This is a genomic window from Croceibacterium ferulae (genome assembly GCF_003660445.1).
In the GTDB taxonomy this organism is placed as follows: domain Bacteria; phylum Pseudomonadota; class Alphaproteobacteria; order Sphingomonadales; family Sphingomonadaceae; genus Croceibacterium; species Croceibacterium ferulae.
In genome coordinates this window covers 259694-279757 of sequence record NZ_QZVQ01000003.1, presented here as the reverse complement: position 1 = coordinate 279757, position 20064 = coordinate 259694, and the positions used below count along the sequence as shown (strand labels likewise).

The following is a 20064-nucleotide window of genomic DNA, read 5'->3' as shown; positions in this document are numbered from 1 at the left end:
AGAACGGTGATGATGGCAGCCAACCGGCGGCATGTTCTTGCGGGCATGGGCGCGACACTGGCGGCAGGTGCCCTGATCGGCCGGGCGCGCGCGGCGGAGCCGGGCCGCAAGTTCGGCTATGCCATTGTCGGCCTCGGCTCCTACGCCACCAACCAGATCATGCCGCGCCTGAAGGATTGCGAACATGCCCGGCTGGTGGCGCTGGTCAGCGGCACGCCGGAGAAGCTGCAACGCTATGGCGAGGAGTACGACATCCCCGCGACCCACCGTTACAGCTACGCCGATTACGACCGCATTCGCGACAATCCCGATATCGACGCCGTCTATGTCGTGCTGCCCAATTCGATGCATGCCGAATACAGCATCCGCGCCGCACAGGCCGGCAAGCATGTGATGTGCGAGAAGCCGATGGCGATCAGCGCGGCGGAGGCGGAGGCGATGATCGCCGCCTGCCGCCAGGCCGGCACGAAGCTGATGATCGGCTACCGCTCGCAGTTCGAGGTGCACAATCTGCACGCGATGGAACTGGCGCGGTCCGACGCGCTGGGCCAAGTGCGCATCATCACCTCCGAACATGGCTTCGACGCGCAGCCGAACCAGTGGCGGCTGGACAAGCCGCTGTCGGGCGGCGGGTCGCTGATGGATATCGGCATCTACAGCCTGAATGCCGCACGCTATCTGGCGGGCGAGGAGCCGGTGGAGGTCACCGCAATGGAGCTGACCGACCGCAGCGATCCGCGCTTCGCCACGGTGGAAGACCGGATCAACTTCCAGCTGCGCTTCCCCGGCGGGGCGCTGGCCAGCTGCGTCAGTTCCTACACCTCCAACCACAACACCTATCGCGTGCACGGCCCCGAAGGCTGGCTGCGGGCGGAGCCGGCGACGTCCTACACCGATCACCAGCTATGGGTGCATCGCGAAGGCAGGACGGAGCAGGTGCGCCTGCCCACGCCGGCCAAGAACCAGTTCGTCGCCCAGCTGGACCACCTGCCCGAATCCATCATGGCCGGCACCGAGCCGCGCTCCAACGGCATGGAGGGTCTGCGCGACATGCGGATCATCGAGGCGATCTACCAGTCCGCGCGCGAAGGCCGCGCCATCCGGCTGACCGCCTGATGCCTGCCGGAATGGAGTTGCGCCGCCGCGAAGTGCTGGTGGCCGGTACGCTGCTGGCCGCCGCCATCCGCTTCCCCGCTTTTGCGCAGTCCGCGCCGGCCCTGCCGCGCCAGCATGCGGAGCGGATCGCCCGGCTGATCGCCGCCATGAGCGTCGAGGAAAAGCTGGGCCAGATGACCCAGGTCGCCGGCGGGCGGCAGGTGGCGCTGAACAGCCGGCTGGATGCCGCCGCGCTGGACCGCGTGCGTGCGGGGCGGATCGGATCGTTCCTGCATGTCGCGGGCGGGGAACCCTTGCGCGAATTGCAGCGCGTGGCGGTGGAGGAATCGCCGCATGGCATCCCGCTGCTGTTCGCGATGGATGTGGTCCACGGATACCGCACCATCTTTCCCGTGCCGCTGGCGCTGGCCGCCAGCTTCGACCCCGCCGTGGCGGAAGAGGCCGCGCGGGTCGCGGCAATTGAGGCGGCGGTCAGCGGGCTGCACTGGACCTTCGCCCCCATGATCGACATCGCCCGCGATGCCCGCTGGGGCCGCGTGGTGGAGGGTGCAGGCGAGGATCCATATCTCGGCGCCCGCATTGCCGTGGCGCAGGTGCAGGGTTTCCAGACCGCCGACCTCGCCGGCCGCGATGCGGTGCTGGCCTGCGCCAAGCATCTGGGTGCCTATGGCGCGGGCATGGGCGGGCGCGATTATGACACGGCGGATGTGTCGGAGCGTACCCTCCGCGAGGTCTATCTGCAGCCGTTCCGCGCTGTCGCGGCAGCGGGCGTGGGCACGATGATGACCGCGTTCAACGATCTGGCCGGCGTGCCCACCACCGGCAATGCCGATCTGGTGCGCGGCATCCTGCGGGACGAGTGGAACTATCAGGGGCTGGTCGTCAGCGACTGGAACGCCGTTTCCGAACTGATCGATCATGGTGCCGCCAGCACCCCGGCCGAGGCCGCCGCGCTGGCGCTGCGGGCCAGCGTCGACATGGACATGACCAGCGACACCTATGCCGAACATCTCGGCACGGCGCTGGCGAACGATCCCACGCTGCTGCCGCTGGTGGATCAGGCTGTCGGCCGCATCCTGGCGACCAAGGCGCGGCTGGGCCTGTTCGATGATCCCTACCGCTTCGGCGATGCCGTGCGTGAACGCACAGTGCTGGGGTCCGCCGATCACCGGGCGAAGGCGCGACGGGCGGCGGAACGATCGCTGGTGCTGCTGCGCAACGAAGGCGGCGTGCTGCCGCTGACCGCCGGTGCCCGCGTGGCGCTGGTCGGCGCGCTGGCGGATGACGCCCGCAGCACGCTGGGTTCGTGGAAGGCGCGCGGGGTGCAGGAGGACTCCGTCACCCTGCGCACAGCCATGGGCGATGTGACCTACGCACCCGGCGTCGCGCCGCGTAGCGATGATGAGGCGGGCATCCCCGCCGCCGTCACCGCCGCGCAGAATGCCGATGTGGTGGTGCTGGTGCTGGGCGAGGATTTCGACCATTCGGGCGAGGCGCGCAGCCGCGCCGACATCACCCTGCCCGGCCCGCAGATGGCGCTGATCGCCGCGCTGCGCGAGGTCGGCAAGCCGATCGTGGTGGTGCTCATGAACGGCCGACCGCTGGCGCTGGAGGCGGCGCTGGACGGCATTCCCGCCGTGCTGGAGACCTGGTTCGCCGGCAACGAGGCCGGGCCGGCCATTGCCGATGCGCTGTACGGCCGCGTCAACCCCGCCGGCCGCCTGCCGATGGGCATGCCGCGCACCAGCGGGCAATTGCCTCTGTTCTACGCCCATCCGCCCACCGGCCGTCCGGCCAATCCGGACCTGGCGGTGGACAGCGCGCGCTATCACGACACCGATATCGGTCCGCTGTTCGCGTTCGGCCATGGGCTTGGCTATGCCAGCTTCACCTATGCCGACCTTGCGCTCGACACGCACCTGGACGGGCAGAAGGCGCGCTACACCGTCGGCTGCACGATCACCAATGATGGCCGGGTGGCGGGCGACGAGGTGGTGCAGCTGTACATCCGCGCACCGGCTGCGGGACTTGCCCGGCCGGAGCGCGAGTTGCGCGGGTTCGTGCGGGTACCGCTGGATTCGGGCCAGACCCGCCGCGTCAGCTTCACGCTGACCAGCGACCAGTTCGCGCACTGGGACGATGATGGCTGGCAGGTCGCGCCGGGTCGGGTGGACTTGATGATCGGTGCGTCCTCCGCCGACATCCGGCTGACCGGCGCGCTGGCCGTGCCGCAAGCCTATGCCCTGCCGGCGGACGCGGTGGCCGGCGCGGCGCTTGCCACGCCCGTGACGGTCTCCTGACATGGGCACCGGTCCCGTATTGCTGATCGTCGCGGGCAGCATTGCCGCGCTGATCGTGATGGTGTTGCGGCTGAAGGTGCCGGCTTTCATCGCGCTGCTGGTCGTGGCGCTGGGCACCGGCCTCGTGCTGGGTGGCGAGCCCGCCGGCGTGCTGGAAGCCGTGCGCGAAGGCACCGGCCAGGCGCTGGGCTTCGTGGCGGTGGTGATCGGCCTGGGCGCCATGCTGGGCGGGCTGCTGGAGGCGAGCGGCGGCGTCGCGGCGCTGGCGCATCGGCTGCTGGCGGCATTCGGCGAAGGGCGCGCGCCCTGGGCGCTGACCGCCGTCGGCCTCATCGTCGGCGTGCCCCTGTTCTTCGATGTGGCCTTCATCGTGCTCGCCCCGCTGCTGACCACCCTGTCGCTGCGCGCCGGCCGACGGGTGACCTATTTCGCGCTGCCGCTGCTGGCCGCCCTGATGACCATGCATGCCCTGCTGCCGCCGCATCCCGGCCCGGTCGCCGTGGCGGAGCTGATCGGCACCGATTACGGCCTGTTGGCATTCTACGGATTGCTGTGCGGCATTCCGGCGGCGATCATCGCCGGTCCCGTCTTCACCCGCCTGGCGCATGGCGCGCCCGGCTTCGGCGACCAGGCACCGCCTCCACAATTCGACGCGGATGCGCCGGCCACCGCCGCGATCGGCTTCGGCCCCGCTCTGGCCGGAATGCTGATACCGCTGGCGCTGATCATGCTGGCCGCCGCGGCGGATGGCTGGCTGCCCGATGGCGCGGTCAGGACGACGCTGCTGTTCATCGGCCATCCCTTCACCGCGCTGATCATCGCCTGCGGCTTTGTCGGCAGCTGGTTGCGGATGGTCGTGCACGCCCCGCTGCAGGTGATTTCCGACATCATGACCCGCGCGCTGGCGCCGGCGGGCCTGATGGTGCTGGTCGTGGGGGCGGGCGCGGCTTACAAGGAAGTGCTGATCCAGTCCGGCGCGGGCGACCGGATCACCGCGCTGGTCGCCTCCGCCAACCTGTCCGCCCTGGTCTTCGCCTTCCTGCTGTCCGCCTTTGTACGTGTGGCGCAGGGGTCCGCCACGGTGGCGATGGTCACCGCTGCCGGCCTTGCCGCGCCGCTGATCGCCGTCGCGGGCCTGTCGCCGGGGCAGGTGGCGCTGGTGACCGTGGCGATCGGTGCGGGCGCCTCCGTCGCCAGCCATGTCAACGATACCGGCTTCTGGCTGGTGAAGCAGTTCCTGGGCCTGACAGAGGCGCAGACATTCCGGAGTTGGACCCTATGCTCGACGATCGCCGGCCTTTCCATGTTCGCCATGGCCGCCCTGCTGTGGCCATGGGCGTGACCGCCACCCGCCGCACCCTGCTGGCTGGCCTTGCCGCCCTGCCGCTGGCGGGCTGCGCCGCCCGGCTGGCGGGTACACCGGACCGGCCAAGGATCGGCGGGGTCGAGATGCTCGACCCGGCGCTTGCCGCCATCATCGACCCGGCTGCCCGGGCCGAGGTGCTGGGAACCGGCTATGGCTGGGCCGAAGGGCCGGCCTGGGTGCCGGCCGGCAATTACCTGCTGTTCACCGATCCCGGCAACAATGTCATGTACCGCTACCGCCCCGGCGGTGCCGTCGAGGAGTTCCTCCGCCCCGCGGGCCTGGCCACCCCGGTCCCGCCGGAGATCCGCGAGGCGGGCGCCAACGGCCTGGCGATCGACGGGGCCGGCCGCCTGGTGATCGCCGACAGCGGCACCCGCGTGATCAGCGCAATTGACCTGGCCACCATGCGCCGCACGGTTCTGGCCGACCGGTTCGAGGGCAAGCGCTTCAACAGCCCCAACGACGTGGCGATCGCCCGCAACGGCGCGATCTACTTCACCGATCCGCCTTACGGCTTCACCGCGGCGGAGGAGTCGCCTCTGCGCGAGGTTCAGCATAACGGCCTGTATCTGCGCGATCCGGACGGCGCGCTGCATCTGCTGGACCGGCATCATCGGCCCAACGGCGTCGGCCTGTCGCCGAACGGGCGCACGCTGTACCTGTCCCTGTCGGACGAACAGCGGCCAGAGGTGCTGGCCTATGCGCTGGGCACCGATGGCCGGCCCAGCGGTCCGCCACGCCTGTTCCATGACATGCGCAGCCACCATGCCGCCGGGCGGCCGGGCCTGCCGGACGGGATGGATGTGGCGGAGAACGGCACCGTCTTCGCCAGCGGGCCAGGCGGCATACATGTGCTGACGCCGGAAGGTCGCCTGCTGGGGATCATCGGCACCGGCACCGCGATCGCCAATTGCGCGATCGGCCAGGACGAGAATGGCGGGCGCTGCCTCTACCTGACCGCGCACACGATGCTGGCCCGCGTACCCCTGCGCGGCTGAAGCATGTGCGGGGCGGCACCGGGCCGCCCCGCCCCGCTATGTCACCTTACGCCCAGGCGAGGTCTTCCATTCGCGCCATGGCGGCGGCCTGGCCGATCTCACCCATCATGTCCGCCGCGCTGACGCCGATGAAGTCGGCGACCAGTTCGCCGCGGAAGAACATCTGCGAGCCTTCCGAGCTGTCCTGGAAGGTGACCTGGCGCGCATTCACGCCCAGTTCCAGGCTGTCTTCCCCGACATTGTAGTCGAGCACGCGGTCGACGCCTTCGTTGGCGCGCGCAAAGCGGAAGGTGTCCGCCCCGTCGCCGCCCACCAGGATATCGTTGCCGCGCCCGCCATACAGCAGGTCGGACCCGTTGCCGCCTTCCAGGTAGTCGTTGCCATTGCCACCCAGCAGGATGTCGTTGCCGCCACCGCCATACAGGTAGTCTTCACCGGCAGCGCCATCCAGGATGTCATCACCACCATTGCCGAACAGGTAGTCATCGACGTTGCGGCCGTTGATGATGTCGTCGCCGCCCAGCCCGCTGATGTTGTTCGACTGGTTGGCCCGGCCGTTCAGCGTGTCCGCCTGCGCGCCGCCATAAGCCACGAAGGAGGTCGCCACACCGTCGATCACCACGGCGATCGAGCGGGGGGTGAACTCGTATTCCTGCGAGGCCAGCACTTCGCGCACGCTCGTGTCCTCGATCGTGGCCACCGCCACGCCGTTGGCATAGACGATCGTGTCGCCCGCGACCTCCTCGTACCGCACCCGGCCGTTGCCCAGCGAGTTGATGCGGAAGGTGTCGCCTTCTTCCCAGTCCGTGATCGTGGCATAGCTGGCGTTCAGATAGGCCCCGCTGACAATAAAGGTGTCATTGCCCGCGCCGCCCGTCAGCGTGTTGTTGCCACGGCCGCCGAACAGGACGTCGTTGCCGGCCAGGCCCAGCAGCACGTCATCGCCATCCGTGCCGGTCAGCACATCATCCCCGGCGGTGCCGGTGATGGGCGTGGCACGGTCGAAGTTGAAGCGCGCCACCACCGGATCGTGGTCGCTGGCCCGGTCGGCATCGGCGAACTCGGCATTGATGTGGACGATGTCCACCTCGGCATTCTGGTACAGCCCGCCGGTCGCCAGCAGATTGTCCAGCGACTGCGAATTGCCTTCGAACAGGTAGGAATAGACCTCCTCGTCCGGCAGCAGAGCCTCCGGCAGGCTGGTGAACACGCCGCCCTGCGCCGGATCGGTCAGCTGGCGCTGGAAGGCTTCGAAATAGAAGCCGTTGAAGTCGCCCGCCACCACGTACTGGCCATCCGGGTCGGTCGCCAGCTGGTCGTTGACCCAGGCCTTCACCGCCGCCGCCTGCGCCTGGCGCGCGGCGTCACCGGCATTGGCCGCCGGCTGCGTGCTGCCATACAGCGGGTCGCTGCCCCCGCGGCTGGTGAAGTGGATGTTGATGGCGGTGAACTGCTCCCCAAAGAAGTCGAAGGTCGCCACCAGCGGGCTGCGGCTGCCGTTGAAGGCGGCATCCTCGATCACCTGCAGGCTGCCATCCACCAGGCTGACCCGTTCCGGATTGTAGAAATATCCGTTGCGGATGTTCCCGCCCGGCTCGCCGCCGGTGCTGCCGGGCACGGTGGGCGCGACTTCGGCATAGGCGTAGGTCGGGCCGCCGGCATCCTGGATGGCGCGGATCAGCGCATTGGCCGTGGCCACCGCCGTCAGGTCGCTGCCGCCGCCCGGACCGTCTGCATCCTGCAGTTCCTGCGCCGCGATGATGTCGGGGCTGCGCAGATTGTTGACGATGTCGGCCGCCAGCTGGTCGAACCGGTCGAACGAGCCGTCGGTGCTTTCCTCCGCTGCGTCCAGGTTCTCCATGTTGTAATTGGCGAAGGTCAGGCTGTCGGCATCGCCCACCAGATCCGTCACCTCACGGTCCACCGTGGTGTCCAGCGTGGTGGTGACCGCTTCCGTCACCAGCACTTCATAGAAGTTGAAGGAATAGCCGACCACGCCGGTCACGTCGCTCAGCTGGTCGCCGGTGGTGTAGTCGGGGTCGAAGCCGGCCAGCAGGCCATCGTCCAGCTGGATCTTCTCCGGGTTGTAATCCCCTTCGGAGATGGTGATCCCGCCGCGATCGTTCACGCCGGTCGCGCCCTGCCCCAGGCTGGCGACCACGTCCGTCTCGCCGAAATTGTTGGTGCTGGCGACCACCTGCGGCGTCTCGATGGTGACGCGCATGCCTTCAAGCGATTCCCAGAAGTCGATGCCGTCTGTGGTCGGGTCGAAGCTGGTCAGGCCGTCATCGTCGATCACCTCCGAAGGAGGCAGGATGCCGTTCGCGCCGATCAGCACGGTTTGCGGCAGCGCCACGCCCGATGCGGTCACGGTGACGGTCGGATTGATGATCTCCGTCAGGCTGAGCGCGCCGGCGCCGCCGACATATTCGGCCACTTGCCCGCCCACATCCGCGCGGTCGCCGACGGCGACGGTCGGCGTGCTGCCGGTGAACACGAAGACGCCGTCGGAGGTGGCGGCGTCGCCGTCGCCCGCCTCATCCTGCAGGTAGAAGCCGTTGCCGGCGACCGCCGTTACTACGCCGGTGGTGGAAACGATCTGGCCGGCAAAGGCGGAGGCATGGCCCGCGCCCTGGATCTGCATGATGGTCAGCGCCACGGGATCGTCGTTCACGATCAGGCCGATGGCGGTGCCGTCGGTGATGGTGATCGCACCCTGCGGGTTGCCCAGCGTCACGGTCAGCGTCTCGTTGCCTTCGCCGATCGTGTCGCCCTGTACCGGCACGGTGATGATCGCGCTGGTCTGGCCCACGGCGAAGGTGACGGTGCCCGCCAGCACCGCGCCAGGCGCCAGATCGGCCGCATCGGCGGTGCCATCCAGCGTGATCGCGAAATCGACGCTGGCCTCGCTCCCCAGCCCGCCGGCGCGGCGGACCACGAATTGCATCTGGCTGGTGCCGTCATCGCCTTCCGTCACGCTGGCATCCAGCACCCGGATCTGCCCGGTGTCGCTCGCGCCGATGATGTCCTGCCCGTCATTCAGCGAGCCGGCGCTGACCGCCACCGGACCGGTCCAGTCGAAATCGGCACCCGCCGCGCCCGCACCGGTGCGCTGCAGCGACAGCCCTTCGGGATCGCCCGCCTCGGCCACGCCGATATCGGTGCTGGTGAGGCCGGCAGCCGGACCGTCCGCGGCGGTGATCACGCCTTCATAGGACAGGAACTCCACCACCGTGCCATCGGGCGCGATCAGCGCGAAGCCGTCTGACGCGCCGTTCTGGATGGCGTTGGCCGGCAGGTCGAACGCCAGCGCGCCGAAGCCTTCGCCTTCGTCATCGATCACGCCCGTCAGCGCCAGCGTGCGGTAGCTGACCGCCGCATCCGGGCCGTTGCTGCCATTGTAGAACACCACGGTGTAGCCCGACAGGTCGGTCCCCGCCGCGCCGGCGATCTCCACCATCTCGCCTTCATCCGTGCCGGCGTCGTCATAATGGAATTCGTTGATCCAGACATTCGCGACCGGGCCGCCGGGAGTGGCGGCATCATCATTGGTGATGGTGCCGGTGGCCGTGGCGCCGGCAATGGCCGCCCCGCCGGTGGGATCGGTCAGGGTCACGGTGAAGGTCTCGTCGCCTTCCACCAGCGTGTCGCCCGCAACGTCCAGCGTGACCGTGGCGCTGGTCTGGCCCTCGGCGAAGCTGACGGTGCCGGTGAAGGCCTGTCCTGCGGCGAAGTCCGCCGTATCGGCGCTGCCGAAGCTGACCGCCCATGTGGCGGAGACCGCACCGTCGCTGCCGCCGCTGCGGGTGACGGTGAAGCTGATCGCGGCGGTGCCGCTGTCACCTTCGGCCACGGTTGCATCGGCGATGGCCAGCGTGCCGGGCACCGGCTCCGGAGTGCCGCCACCGGCGCCTGCGGTGACCACGATATTGTCCAGCCCGAACTCGTCACGCGAACCGCTACCGCCGACATCGTCGCCCGCGAAGCGCAGGTAGAAGGTTGCGCCGTTCGCGATGGTGGTGGGCAGCACCAGCGTGCCGCTGCGGGCAAAGGCCTGCACGCCCAGCCCATCCGCCGCCTCGGGCGAGACATAGTCGAACGCGCTGACCCGGCTCCAGGCGTTGCCGTCGGCGGACACTTCCACGAACAGGGCGTTGGACCGCGCCTGATCGTTCAGCACCAGCAGGTCGTAGCTCAGCTGGAAGGTGGCGCTGCTCTCGCCGCTGTTCACCAGTGCGATCTCGAAGGCACCGGGCGTCCAGTCGGTGCCGCCGGGCTGGATCCACAGAGCCGTATCGCCCGCGCCGCGATCCAGTGCATAAAGGCCGCCGGTGGTCACGCCGCCGGTGGTGAGCCCGCGCGCGAAATCGCCGCTGGCGAAGGTGCCGCCGAACAGGCCGTCGCCATCGCTCATGCCCGTCAGGACATAGGTGTCGCTGTCCAGCTGGCCCGCTTCGGGCGTGGCGGCGAAGCCGGCCCCGGTGAAGCCGGTGAAGTCCTGCGCCAGCAGGGTGACGGTGGCATCATCGCCGATGGCGGCGGAGGCGGTCGTGAAATCGATAAAGGCCATAATCGTCAGTTCCCCGGATGCAGGCACATGTCTGGGCGGCAGGCCGTCGACGGTCTGCCTGCGCACATTGACAGCCTTACAAAGCGATTGCGAAAGATATGCGACACAATACGTAGCCGAAACGCGCTGTCATCAACCCTGTCTTGCATCCACCAGCTGCGCTAAAGGGCACGGCATGACCCGTCGCCCGCTCCCCTCCCCATGCTGACCGCGCTGATCGCCTCGGCGGCGGCGATGGTGGCCATCGTGGGCCTGCGCTACCTGCTGGTGAGCGGCGCCTTTGCCCTCGCCACGGCGCGCGTGCGGCCGGGGCTGTACGCCACGCTGGGGCCGCAGATCCGGCGGGAGATCGCCTGGTCGCTGTCCGCCGCGATCATCTATGGCGTGCCCGCGGGCATCATCGCCTGGGGCTGGCAGGAACGTGGCTGGACCCGGATCTATGCCGAATGGGATGCCTGGCCGCTCTGGTGGCTGCCCGCCTCGCTGTTCCTGTACCTGTTCGCGCACGACACCTGGTTCTACTGGACGCACCGGCTGATGCACCGGCCACGCTGGTTCAAGGTGATGCATGCGGTCCACCATGCCAGCCGGCCGCCCACGGCCTGGGCCGCGATGGCCTTCCACTGGACCGAGTCGCTGACCGGTGCGCTGGTCATTCCCGTGCTGGTGTTCGTGCTGCCCGTGCATGTGGCGGTGCTGGGGCTGGTGCTGACGGTCATGACCGTGATGGGCGTGACGAACCACATGGGGTGGGAGATGTTTCCGCCCGCCTTTGTTAACTCCAGGTTGGGCAACTGGCTGATAACCGCCAGCCACCACCAGCGGCACCATGAAGAGTACAAATGCAATTACGGGCTCTATTTCCGGTTCTGGGATCATCTGTGCGGCACGGATCGCGGCCTGTCGCGGCGCTGGCAGCAGCCCTGAGCGCCCCGTTGCTGGTCGGAGCCTCGCCCGCGCAGGTTCCGCATGGCGTCACCGTGCGCGTCGCGGTGACGGCGCTGCGCAACCACAATGGCGTGGTGATGGCCTGCATGACGACGAATGAAGGCCGCTTCCCCCGCTGCCGGGGCGATGCCGCATCCTACCGCGCGAATGTGCCGGCCGATGGGGCCCCGGAAACGCTGGTCATCACCTTCCCCGATGTACGGCCCGGCACCTACGCCATCGCGCTGCTGCATGACGAGAACGGCAATGGCCGGGCGGACAAGGCCGCGATGATTCCGCGCGAAGGCTTCGGCTTCTCGCGCGATGCGCGGGTGCGGATGGGCCCGCCCACCTTTGACGACGCCGCCTTTGCCGTGGGTGCGCAGCCGGTGCAGCAGACAATCCGCATGCGCTACATGCTGTAGTTTCCTGGATTACCGAAGTTTCGCGTCTTTACCGAACCTTCACGCCCCCGCCGCCATGCTGCGCGAATGATTCTCAGCCAATCGCATGGGGGGCATGCAATGGATTTCGGGCCCGCAGCCGCAGACACCGCCTTCCTGGCGGATTACCAGCCCGACGATGATGGCGGGCTGACCTGCGCCGCCGCCTTTGCCGGGCATGGCGAACGCCGGATGCAGGTGCGTGCCTACAATTACTGGGTCAGCCTGCTGGCGGAGACCAGCCTGCCGCGGATCGACATGCTGGACCCGGCCGCCCTGCCCGGCTTTGCCGCCAATGCCGTGCTGCTGCATGTGCCGGACGGCACCGGACAGCCGGCGATCACCTGGCTGGGGGCGGCGCTGGCGGCTGAATGCGGCCTGGGCGACACCACGCCGACCCATCTGCATCAGGCACCCGCCGGATCGCTGCTGGAACGGGTGGACGACCATTACCGCGCCATCATCGATAGCGGCGCACCCGCGGGGTTCGAGGCCGAGTTCGTCGGGCTGCGCGGCTCGACCATGCTGTATCGCGGCATCCTGCTGCCCTTCACCGCCACCGGCACCGGCCCGACCCATGTGCTGGCGGTCATCAACTGGAAGGAACTGGCGGGCGAGCAGCTGGAGGCGCAGATCGCGCGCGAGATGGCCCCTGCCCTGCGCCGTGACCGGGTGCCGCTGACCCCCATGCTGCTGACCGACTGGGCGGATGGGCCGGGCCTGCCCGCCCCGGCGGCAGAGCTGCCGTTGGCAGGCGAACTGGTGCTGATGCTGGTGCGCCGCGATCCGGCGGGCGGGGAACAGGTGCTGGGCGAGGTGCCCGCCGACCCGCAACTGATTGCCGCCGCCGCGCAGCGCATGGGGCTCTGACGCCGGGGAGTGGCGGTTTGCGGCCCGGCGGCGTATCGGCGACCACACCGGATCGCCGCCGTCGGAGCCAAACCTTGACCATCCACCATCCTGCCGCAGGCGCCGCCCATGGTGCATGACTGGCTGTTCTATGCCCTGGCAATACCGGCGGTCATCCTGCTCGGCCTGTCGAAGGGCGGGTTCGCCGGGATGGGTGCCCTCGCCATGCCCATGCTGGTCTTCGCCGTCGATCCGGTGCGCGCCGCCGCCATCCTGCTGCCGATCCTGATCGCGCAGGATGCGGTCGGCGTATGGGCGTTCCGGCGCACCGTGGACTGGCCCCTGCTGGCCTGGATGATGCCCGGATCGATTCTGGGCGTCTGGCTCGGCTATGTCTTCGCGGCCAGCCTGTCGGCGATGACCGTCATGGCGATGGTCGGCGCGATCTCCATCATCTTCGGCCTGTACCGCATCTGGGCCGCCCGCCACAGCCTGCCGCCACGGGTCCGCCGCTGGCCCGAATGGGTCGGGTCGCTGTTCGGCATCGCATCGGGCTATACCAGCCAGATCGCCCATGCCGGCCAGCCGCCATTCCAGATCTGGGTGCTGCCGCGCAACTTGGGGCGTGACCATCTGGTGGGCACCACGGCCCTGTATTTCGCGGCGCTGAACTGGATCAAGGTGCCCGCCTATGTGGCGCTGGGCCAGTTCGACCGTGACAACCTGCTCACCTCCGCCGCCCTGTTTCCGCTGGCGATCCTCTCGACCTTTGCCGGCGTGTGGCTGGTGCGCAGGGTCTCGGCAGAGCGGTTCTACACCGCGATCCACTGGCTGATGGTGCTGGTCGGGGTCGGACTGGTGTGGGAAGCGATGGCGTGAGCATACCGGGCGGCACCCGCGCCAACCTTAACGCTGTATTCAGCCCTCCCGTGTTGGGGTCCGCGCCGATGGATGTGACCCTCCGCCGCCTGCCGGCGCTCGCCCTGGCGTTGTTCGCGCTGCTACTGCTCGGCACCCGGCCGGTGCTGGCCCAGTCGGTGCTGCGCGATGCGGAAACGGAGGCGCTGCTGCAGGACATGATGGCGCCCCTGTCCGAAGCTGCCGGGCTGCAGCCCAATGCAGTGGAAGTGGTGCTGCTGAACGACAACAGCATTAACGCCTTTGTCGCCGGCGGGCAGCGGATCTACATCCATTCCGGCCTGATCGGCGCGGCGGAGACCGCGAACGAGGTGCAGGGCGTGCTGGCGCATGAGCTGGGCCATATCCAGGGCGGGCACATCGTGCGCTTTTCCGAAGGGATGAGCGCGGCCACCAACATCTCCATCCTGTCCATGCTGGTGGGCGTCGCCGCCGCGCTGGCCGGCGCCGGGGAAGCGGCCATGGGCGCGATGGCGCTGGGCCAGCAGGCGGCGATGGGATCGTTCCTGTCCTTCAGCCGCGCGCAGGAGGCGAGCGCGGATGCGGCCGGCGTGCAATATCTGTCGGACGCGGGCATCACCGGCAAGGGCAGCCTCACCTTCTTCGGCCGGCTGCAGAACCTGGAATACCGCTACGGCTTCAGCCAGGACGACGATGCCACCTTCAGCCGCACGCACCCGCTGTCGGGCGACCGGATCAGCCGGCTGCAGGCCGATTACAAGGCGGACCCGGCGTGGGACACCCCGCCCGATCCCGATCAGCAGCGCCGCTTCGAACGGATCAAGGCCAAGCTGTACGGCTATCTGGCGAAGCCGGCCGACACGCTGGCGCACTACCCCGCTTATCTGAACGATGCGCCCGCCCGCTATGCCCGCGCCTATGCCTATCACAAGGATGCGCGCATGGACCTGGCGCTGGCGGAGACGGACGCGCTGATCGCCACCGACCCCGACGACCCCTACTTCCTGGAGCTGAAGGGGCAGGTGCTGCTGGAATCCGGCCGGCCACAGGAGGCGCTGCCCCTGCTGCGGCAGGCGACGCGGCTGACCAACAATAACGGCCTGATCGCCGGCACGTTCGGCCATGCGCTGATCGCCACGGAAGACAGCCGCAACCTGGCCGAAGCGGAGCAGGTGCTGCGCGCCGCCGTGGGGCGCGACCGGGAGAACCCCTTTGCCTGGTATCAGCTGGGCGTGGTCTATGGCCAGCAGGGTGACATCCCCCGCGCGCAGCTGGCCAGTGCCGAACAGCTGATCATGAGCGGCCAGCCATCGGCCGCGCTGCAGAACGCGGAAGCCGCCGAACACAGCCTGCCCGAAGGCTCGGCCGACTGGCTGCGGGCACAGGATGTCGCGTTGCAGGCACGCGCACAGCTTGAACGGGCGCGGGCGCGCGACTAGGTCGGCAGCCATGCGCTGGCTGCTGACGATCCTTGTCGCCCTGGTTGCCGGCTTTGCCGGTGCCGCGGGCTGGAGCTATTCGGGCCTGGGCGACAGCCGCACCCGCGATTACCTGCTGGCCAACCCACAGGTCCTGCCCGAAGCCATCGCCCTGCTGCAGCAGCAGGAACAGCAGGGCCGGATCGGGCCGTTGCGCGCACAGCTGGAACAGCCCTTCTCCGGCGCGGTGCTTGGCAATCCGCAGGGTGCGGTCACGCTGGTCGCCTTCAGCGATTATGCCTGCGGATTCTGCCGCCGCAGCCTGGATGACGTGAAGGCGCTGATTGCCGCCAATCCGGACCTGAAGGTGGTGATGCGCGAATATCCGATCCTCTCCCCCGCCAGCGCCGATGCCGCGCGCATGGCGCTCGCCGCCGCGCAGCAGGGCCGGTATGCCGCGTTCCACGATGCCATGTTCCGTCTGGGCCCGCCGTCCGAAGCCGGCATCGCCGCGGCGGCCAGGGAGGCCGGACTGGACATGGCCCGGGCGCAGGCGGCCATCAGGAACGGGGCGATCGACCAGGCGCTGCAGGCCAATGGTGCCATGGCCGCGCAGCTGGGGATCAACGGCACGCCCGCCTGGATCGCCGGCGACCAGCTGCTGAGCGGGGCGGTCGGCCAGCAGGCTCTGGCGGAGGCGGTCCAGACGGCCCGCGACGGCAACCCCGGCCAAGGGGCGGCAAGCTGAACCCGCTGCCATCAGCTATGCGCCGGCCGGGCGCCCGCAACGGGACCAGCCAGGCCGCCGCCATCGCCCGGCTGCACTTCACCCCCGCCGCCCCCTTCTTCGCGGACAAGAACCGCGCCTTCTGGCGGCTGCAGATGATCGGCTGGGGCGGCGCGATGCTGTTGCATGCCGTCACCAGCCTGGCCAATGGCCGGCCGCTCAGCTTCCTGGTCATCGTGCTGATCCAGATGGTGACGCGCTGTTCCATCAGCCTGATCCTGTCGGTCATCTACGGCCAGCTGATCCACCGCCGCCCGCTGGTGACCTGGAGCTCGACCGCGCTGGCGCTGGGCGTGGCCGTCATCGTCTCTGCCGCGATCAACGGTTGGGTGCTCAGCCTGTATCAGGCGCAGACCAGCGATACCGGCTTTGCCAGCCTGGTGCTGGGTGCGTTCTACCTGGACCTGACGCTGCTGGGTGCCTGGTCGGCGCTGTATTACGCCATCAACTACTTCCTGCAGGTGGAAGAACAGGCGGACCGGCTGGAGCGGCTGGAGGCGCAGGCGACCAGCGCCCAGCTGGCCATGCTGCGCTACCAGCTGAACCCGCATTTCCTGTTCAACACGCTCAATTCGATCAGCACGCTGGTGCTGCTGAAGCAGACCGAACCGGCCAATGCCATGCTGACCCGCCTTTCCGCCTTCCTGCGGCACACGCTGGTGGCGCAGCCCGGCGGCACGGTCACTGTCGCGCAGGAGGTGCACACGCTGCAGCTCTATCTCGATATCGAGCGCATGCGGTTCGAGGAGCGGCTGCGCACCCGCTTCCGGGTCGATCCGGCGGCGGTGAATGCCGCCATCCCCAGCCTGCTGCTGCAGCCGCTGGTCGAGAACGCGATCAAATACGCCGTCTCCCCGCAGGAGGAAGGCGCCCGCATCAGCCTGACGGCGCAGGTGCTGGGCAGCCGCCTGCGGCTGGTGGTGGCCGATACCGGCCCGGGTACGCAAGGGCGCGCCCTGGCGATGGAGCAGCCCGCCAGCCGCACCGAGTCCACCGGCGTGGGCCTGGCCAATATTCGCAACCGTCTGGCGCAGGCCTATGGCGAAGATCACCGGTTCGAGATCACTACGCCGCCTGAAGGCGGTTTCACCGTGACTATCGAGATACCGTTCGAATTGCAGGGCGATAGCGCCGGGTCCGACATGGCGCCGCAGCCTTTTGCCGCGCTTTCGAAACCGGCCATCGACTCGCCCGTTCACAACCCACCGGTCCACAGGGCATCGGGGAGCAACCTATGACAATCCGCACCATTCTCGTCGACGACGAAAAGCTCGCCATCCAGGGTCTCCAGCTGCGGCTCGAAGCCTTCCCCGATGTGGAAGTCATCACCACCTGCGCCAACGGGCGGGAGGCGATCCGCGCCATCAAGACCGAGAAGCCCGATCTGGTGTTCCTCGACATCCAGATGCCGGGGTTCGACGGCTTCTCCGTCGTGAAGGGCGTGATGGAGATCGAGCCGCCCCTGTTCGTGTTCGTCACCGCCTATGGCGAACATGCGATCCGCGCCTTCGAGGCCAATGCCGTCCATTACCTGATGAAGCCGGTCGACCCCGACCAGCTGGCCGACACGATCGAGCGGGTGCGCCAGCGCCTGGCCGAGAAGCGGTCGAGCGAGGAAGCGGAAAAGCTGAAGGACGTGCTGGCCGAGGTCGCGCCCGATGCGGTGGAAAACATGGCCGCGCCCGACGACGAATCCGCGGGCCGCTATGAACGGATCATCAACGTGAAGGATCGCGGGCAGATCTTCCGGGTGGATGTGGGGAGCATCGAACATATCGAGGCGGCCGGCGACTACATGTGCATCTATACCGGCGACAATTCGCTGATCCTGCGCGAGACGATGAAGGATCTGGAACGCCGGCTGGACCCGCGCGCCTTCCAGCGCGTGCACCGTTCCACCATCGTCAACCTGGACCAGGTGCGGCAGGTGAAGCCTCACACCAATGGCGAATGCTTCCTGGTGCTGCAGTCCGGCGCCGAGGTGAAGGTCAGCCGGTCCTATCGCGACGTGGTGGCGCGCTTCGTTCACTGATCCGCGGCGCCCGTTGGATGATGCGCGTCAGGCGGCGGCTTGCCTTCCGATCTGTCCGGTAGGCGCCGCTTGAGGGCGGCGGTAAAAAGCGCCATCTGAAGCCATGCCTTACTCGCATCACAATTTCGATCTGCCCGGCCTCGATCTCGGGGCGTTCGTCGACGCCATACTGAACGAGGATCTGGGCACCGGCCTGCCCGGTGGCGGACGCGACGTGACGGCGGAAAGCGTCATCCCGGCCGATGCGCGCTTCGCCGGCGTCATGGCCAGCCGGGACCCCATCGTGGTCGCCGGGCTGCCGGTGGCCTGCGCCTTCTTCTCCGCGCTGGACGACCAGATCCGGATCGAGCTGCTGGTGCAGGATGGCGATCAGGTGCCCGCCGGCACCGCATTGCTGCGGCTGCAGGGCAATGCGCGGGCCCTGCTCACGGCCGAACGCTCCGCCCTCAACACGGTGCAGCACCTGTCCGGCATCGCCACCCTGACCCGCCGCTATGTGGACGCAATGGGTTCGACGCGCTGCACCCTGCTGGACACGCGCAAGACCATCCCCGGCCTGCGCCTGCTGGAGAAATACGGCACCCGGATGGGCGGCGCACAGAACCACCGCATGGGCCTGTGGGATGCGGCGATGATCAAGGACAACCACATTGCGGTGGCGGGTGACGTGGGCGAGGCGGTTCGCCGGGCGCGGGCAGGCGGCGTGGCGCGGATCATCTGCGAGGTGGACCACCTCGACCAGATCGAACCCGCGCTGGCCGCCGGGGCCGATCACATATTGCTCGACAACATGGCGCCCGAAACCTTGCGCCAGGCCGTGAGGCTGATCGCCGGCCGTGCCGTGACCGAGGCAAGCGGCGGGGTCACGCTCGACACGATCGGTGCCATCGCCGCCACCGGGGTCGATCATGTCTCCGTCGGCCGCCTGACGCAGAGCGCGCCGGCCGCCGATATCGGGCTGGATTTCACGCCCCTGTGACGCCCCCGTGGCCCATCAGGGCCTTTGCCGTGCTGTTCGTGGTGCAAGGGCTGATCGCCTTTGCCGTCGCCATGGCTGACGTGCCGCGGGCGCAGGCGGGTTGGGCCGCCACCTTCCCCGACCTGACCGTTACCCGCGACTTCGCCATCGTGGCGAGCAGCGCACGGCTGTCGATCGTGCTGATTCCCGTGGCGCTCGCCTGGTGGCGCCGTGCGCGACTCGTGCGCTGGCTGGTGCCGGCGATGGTCGCGCTGCGCCTGCTGCTGGCCCGGTCCGGCATGCCGGCGGCCGAATGGCTGACGCTGGCGCTGGCCCTTGCCGCCGCTGCCTGCCTGTTCACGCCGGGTGCGCGGCGATGGTTCGCCCGCGCTAGCGCCGCTCCATGAAGAAGGTGCGCAGCAGACCGACCGACTCGCTCTCCCCCATGCCGCAATAGACCTCCGGCCGGTGCAGGCAGCCGGGCTGGTCGAACAATCTGGCCCCATGCGCCACCGCCCCGCCCTTGGGATCGGGCGCGGCATAATACAGCCGGTCCAGCCGCGCATGGATGATCGCCCCCGCACACATCGGGCATGGCTCCAGCGTGACCCACAGCTCGCACCCGCCCAGCCGCTCGCTGCCCAGATGCGCCGCCGCCTGCCGGATCGCCATGATTTCCGCATGGGCCGTGGGATCGTGCAGCGCACGCGGAGCATTGCGCCCCTCCCCCACGATCCGCCCTGCCCGAACCACCACCGCGCCGACCGGAACTTCGCCTTCCCCGGCCGCTTGCGCCGCCAGTTGCAGGGCGCGCTGCATCGGCGCAGGGAGCGGCCAGCGGGTCATGGCGCCTTGCGCTATCGCCTCCTTTGCTTGACGGCAACCGCCCTGAACGCTATGCGCGCGCCTTTCCCACAGGCCTCTGGCGGCTTTCCGCTGCCTCCCGGCCCGAACTGATTCGAGAGAGCAAGCATGTCGCGCATCTGCGAACTGACCGGCAAGGGCCGCCAGACTGGCCACAATGTGAGCCACGCCAACAACAAGACCAAGCGCGTCTTCCTGCCCAACCTGCAGAACGTCACGCTGATGAGCGAAGGGCTGGATCGCAGCTTCAAGTTCCGCGTCTCCACGCACGGCCTGCGCTCGGTCGAGCACAATGGCGGGCTGGACAACTGGCTGCTGAAGACCGCCGACACCAAGCTGAGCGCCCGCGCGCTGAAGGTGAAGCGTGATCTGAAGAAGGCTGCTGCGCCCGCTGCCGCTGCCTAAACGGTTTCACTACCGCTACAGGAAGGGCCGATCCTTGGATGCGAGGGTCGGCCCTTCCTGTATGTACCATCGGGATTTCCGACCATTGCAGAAGCGCTACGTTCGACGCTTATAGATCGTTGGTAAACGTAAATATTTCAGCGACTTACGGG

17 protein-coding genes are annotated in these 20064 nt (G+C 68.6%); 15 read left to right on the top strand and 2 right to left on the bottom strand.

Annotated elements, in window-relative coordinates; translation table 11 throughout:
* Positions 1–12: 12 nt before the first annotated feature.
* From D5S08_RS04415 to D5S08_RS04400, 4 genes are read left to right on the top strand one after another with little or no spacing between them, the layout of a single operon-like run.
* The gene (locus tag D5S08_RS04415) at positions 13–1116 is read left to right on the top strand and encodes a Gfo/Idh/MocA family protein (protein ID WP_121116241.1); all 1104 of its coding nucleotides are present in this window, start codon (positions 13–15) and stop codon (positions 1114–1116) included.
* 11 nt (positions 1117–1127) lie between these two features.
* Positions 1128–3416, top strand: coding sequence for a glycoside hydrolase family 3 N-terminal domain-containing protein (locus D5S08_RS04410; protein ID WP_241557227.1), 2289 nt, complete (start codon positions 1128–1130; stop codon positions 3414–3416).
* A gap of 1 nt (position 3417) precedes the next feature.
* Entirely contained in the window at positions 3418–4758 is a 1341-nt protein-coding gene (locus D5S08_RS04405) for a GntT/GntP/DsdX family permease (RefSeq protein ID WP_121115922.1), read from the top strand.
* The gene (locus D5S08_RS04400; RefSeq protein WP_241557226.1) at positions 4695–5780 is read left to right on the top strand and encodes an SMP-30/gluconolactonase/LRE family protein; all 1086 of its coding nucleotides are present in this window, start codon (positions 4695–4697) and stop codon (positions 5778–5780) included. Before D5S08_RS04405 ends, D5S08_RS04400 begins: the two co-directional genes overlap by 64 nt.
* 46 nt (positions 5781–5826) lie before the next feature.
* Here D5S08_RS04400 and D5S08_RS04395 read toward each other — a convergent pair whose 3' ends face one another.
* Complete coding sequence (locus tag D5S08_RS04395; protein ID WP_126665491.1) at positions 5827–10350, bottom strand: Calx-beta domain-containing protein; 4524 nt, start codon at positions 10348–10350, stop codon at positions 5827–5829.
* Positions 10351–10551: 201 nt separating this feature from the next.
* On the opposite strand from D5S08_RS04395, the gene D5S08_RS04390 reads away from it, so the two are divergent.
* The 10 genes from D5S08_RS04390 (at position 10552) to D5S08_RS04345 (ending at position 19050) form a co-directional block, all read left to right on the top strand.
* Positions 10552–11277 carry a sterol desaturase family protein gene (locus tag D5S08_RS04390; RefSeq protein WP_121115916.1) on the top strand — a complete coding sequence of 242 codons (726 nt, stop codon included), beginning with the start codon at positions 10552–10554 and terminating at the stop codon, positions 11275–11277.
* 8 nt (positions 11278–11285) lie between these two features.
* Positions 11286–11702 (top strand): DUF2141 domain-containing protein, encoded by a 417-nt coding sequence (locus tag D5S08_RS04385; protein WP_241557225.1) that lies wholly within the window; start codon positions 11286–11288, stop codon positions 11700–11702.
* A gap of 99 nt (positions 11703–11801) precedes the next feature.
* Positions 11802–12590, top strand: coding sequence for a PAS domain-containing protein (locus D5S08_RS04380; RefSeq protein ID WP_121115912.1), 789 nt, complete (start codon positions 11802–11804; stop codon positions 12588–12590).
* A gap of 108 nt (positions 12591–12698) precedes the next feature.
* A complete protein-coding gene (locus D5S08_RS04375; RefSeq protein WP_121115910.1) occupies positions 12699–13448 on the top strand; it encodes a sulfite exporter TauE/SafE family protein in 750 nt (249 codons plus the stop codon).
* A gap of 68 nt (positions 13449–13516) precedes the next feature.
* Complete coding sequence (locus D5S08_RS04370; protein ID WP_121115908.1) at positions 13517–14887, top strand: M48 family metalloprotease; 1371 nt, start codon at positions 13517–13519, stop codon at positions 14885–14887.
* Between the two features lie 10 nt (positions 14888–14897).
* Positions 14898–15614: a DsbA family protein gene (locus D5S08_RS04365; protein ID WP_121115906.1), complete on the top strand. Its 717-nt coding sequence runs from the start codon at positions 14898–14900 to the stop codon at positions 15612–15614.
* A gap of 17 nt (positions 15615–15631) precedes the next feature.
* A complete protein-coding gene (locus tag D5S08_RS04360; protein WP_121115904.1) occupies positions 15632–16891 on the top strand; it encodes a sensor histidine kinase in 1260 nt (419 codons plus the stop codon).
* On the top strand, positions 16888–17685 hold the full coding sequence (locus D5S08_RS04355) for a LytR/AlgR family response regulator transcription factor (protein WP_121115902.1): 798 nt from the start codon (positions 16888–16890) through the stop codon (positions 17683–17685). The genes D5S08_RS04360 and D5S08_RS04355 overlap by 4 nt, the downstream gene beginning before the upstream one ends.
* Before the next feature lie 103 nt (positions 17686–17788).
* Positions 17789–18664: a carboxylating nicotinate-nucleotide diphosphorylase gene (nadC, locus tag D5S08_RS04350; protein WP_121115900.1), complete on the top strand. Its 876-nt coding sequence runs from the start codon at positions 17789–17791 to the stop codon at positions 18662–18664.
* Positions 18661–19050, top strand: coding sequence for a hypothetical protein (locus tag D5S08_RS04345; RefSeq protein ID WP_126665490.1), 390 nt, complete (start codon positions 18661–18663; stop codon positions 19048–19050). Before nadC ends, D5S08_RS04345 begins: the two co-directional genes overlap by 4 nt.
* On the opposite strand, the gene D5S08_RS04340 is transcribed toward D5S08_RS04345, so the two are convergent.
* Positions 19034–19489, bottom strand: a complete 456-nt coding sequence (locus D5S08_RS04340) for a nucleoside deaminase (protein WP_121115896.1) — start codon at positions 19487–19489, stop codon at positions 19034–19036. The genes D5S08_RS04345 and D5S08_RS04340 overlap by 17 nt on opposite strands.
* A 126-nt stretch (positions 19490–19615) precedes the next feature.
* Between D5S08_RS04340 and rpmB the strand changes: the two genes are divergently transcribed.
* Positions 19616–19912, top strand: coding sequence for a 50S ribosomal protein L28 (rpmB, locus tag D5S08_RS04335; RefSeq protein ID WP_121115894.1), 297 nt, complete (start codon positions 19616–19618; stop codon positions 19910–19912).
* The last annotated feature ends 152 nt before the right edge of the window (positions 19913–20064 follow it).

Excerpts from the sequence above, each read along its gene's own strand:
- D5S08_RS04340 (WP_121115896.1), bottom strand. The coding sequence starts at position 19,489 with ATGACCCGCTGGCCGCTCCCTGCGCCGATGCAGCGCGCCCTGCAACTG.
- D5S08_RS04415 (WP_121116241.1), top strand. The coding sequence starts at position 13 with ATGGCAGCCAACCGGCGGCATGTTCTTGCGGGCATGGGCGCGACACTG.
- D5S08_RS04410 (WP_241557227.1), top strand. The coding sequence starts at position 1,128 with ATGGAGTTGCGCCGCCGCGAAGTGCTGGTGGCCGGTACGCTGCTGGCC.
- D5S08_RS04405 (WP_121115922.1), top strand. The coding sequence starts at position 3,418 with ATGGGCACCGGTCCCGTATTGCTGATCGTCGCGGGCAGCATTGCCGCG.
- D5S08_RS04355 (WP_121115902.1), top strand. The coding sequence starts at position 16,888 with ATGACAATCCGCACCATTCTCGTCGACGACGAAAAGCTCGCCATCCAG.
- rpmB (WP_121115894.1), top strand. The coding sequence starts at position 19,616 with ATGTCGCGCATCTGCGAACTGACCGGCAAGGGCCGCCAGACTGGCCAC.
- nadC (WP_121115900.1), top strand. The coding sequence starts at position 17,789 with ATGCCTTACTCGCATCACAATTTCGATCTGCCCGGCCTCGATCTCGGG.
- D5S08_RS04400 (WP_241557226.1), top strand. The coding sequence starts at position 4,695 with ATGCTCGACGATCGCCGGCCTTTCCATGTTCGCCATGGCCGCCCTGCT.
- D5S08_RS04390 (WP_121115916.1), top strand. The coding sequence starts at position 10,552 with ATGCTGACCGCGCTGATCGCCTCGGCGGCGGCGATGGTGGCCATCGTG.
- D5S08_RS04380 (WP_121115912.1), top strand. The coding sequence starts at position 11,802 with ATGGATTTCGGGCCCGCAGCCGCAGACACCGCCTTCCTGGCGGATTAC.
- D5S08_RS04375 (WP_121115910.1), top strand. The coding sequence starts at position 12,699 with ATGGTGCATGACTGGCTGTTCTATGCCCTGGCAATACCGGCGGTCATC.
- D5S08_RS04365 (WP_121115906.1), top strand. The coding sequence starts at position 14,898 with ATGCGCTGGCTGCTGACGATCCTTGTCGCCCTGGTTGCCGGCTTTGCC.
- D5S08_RS04395 (WP_126665491.1), bottom strand. The coding sequence starts at position 10,350 with ATGGCCTTTATCGATTTCACGACCGCCTCCGCCGCCATCGGCGATGAT.
- D5S08_RS04360 (WP_121115904.1), top strand. The coding sequence starts at position 15,632 with ATGCGCCGGCCGGGCGCCCGCAACGGGACCAGCCAGGCCGCCGCCATC.
- D5S08_RS04370 (WP_121115908.1), top strand. The coding sequence starts at position 13,517 with ATGGATGTGACCCTCCGCCGCCTGCCGGCGCTCGCCCTGGCGTTGTTC.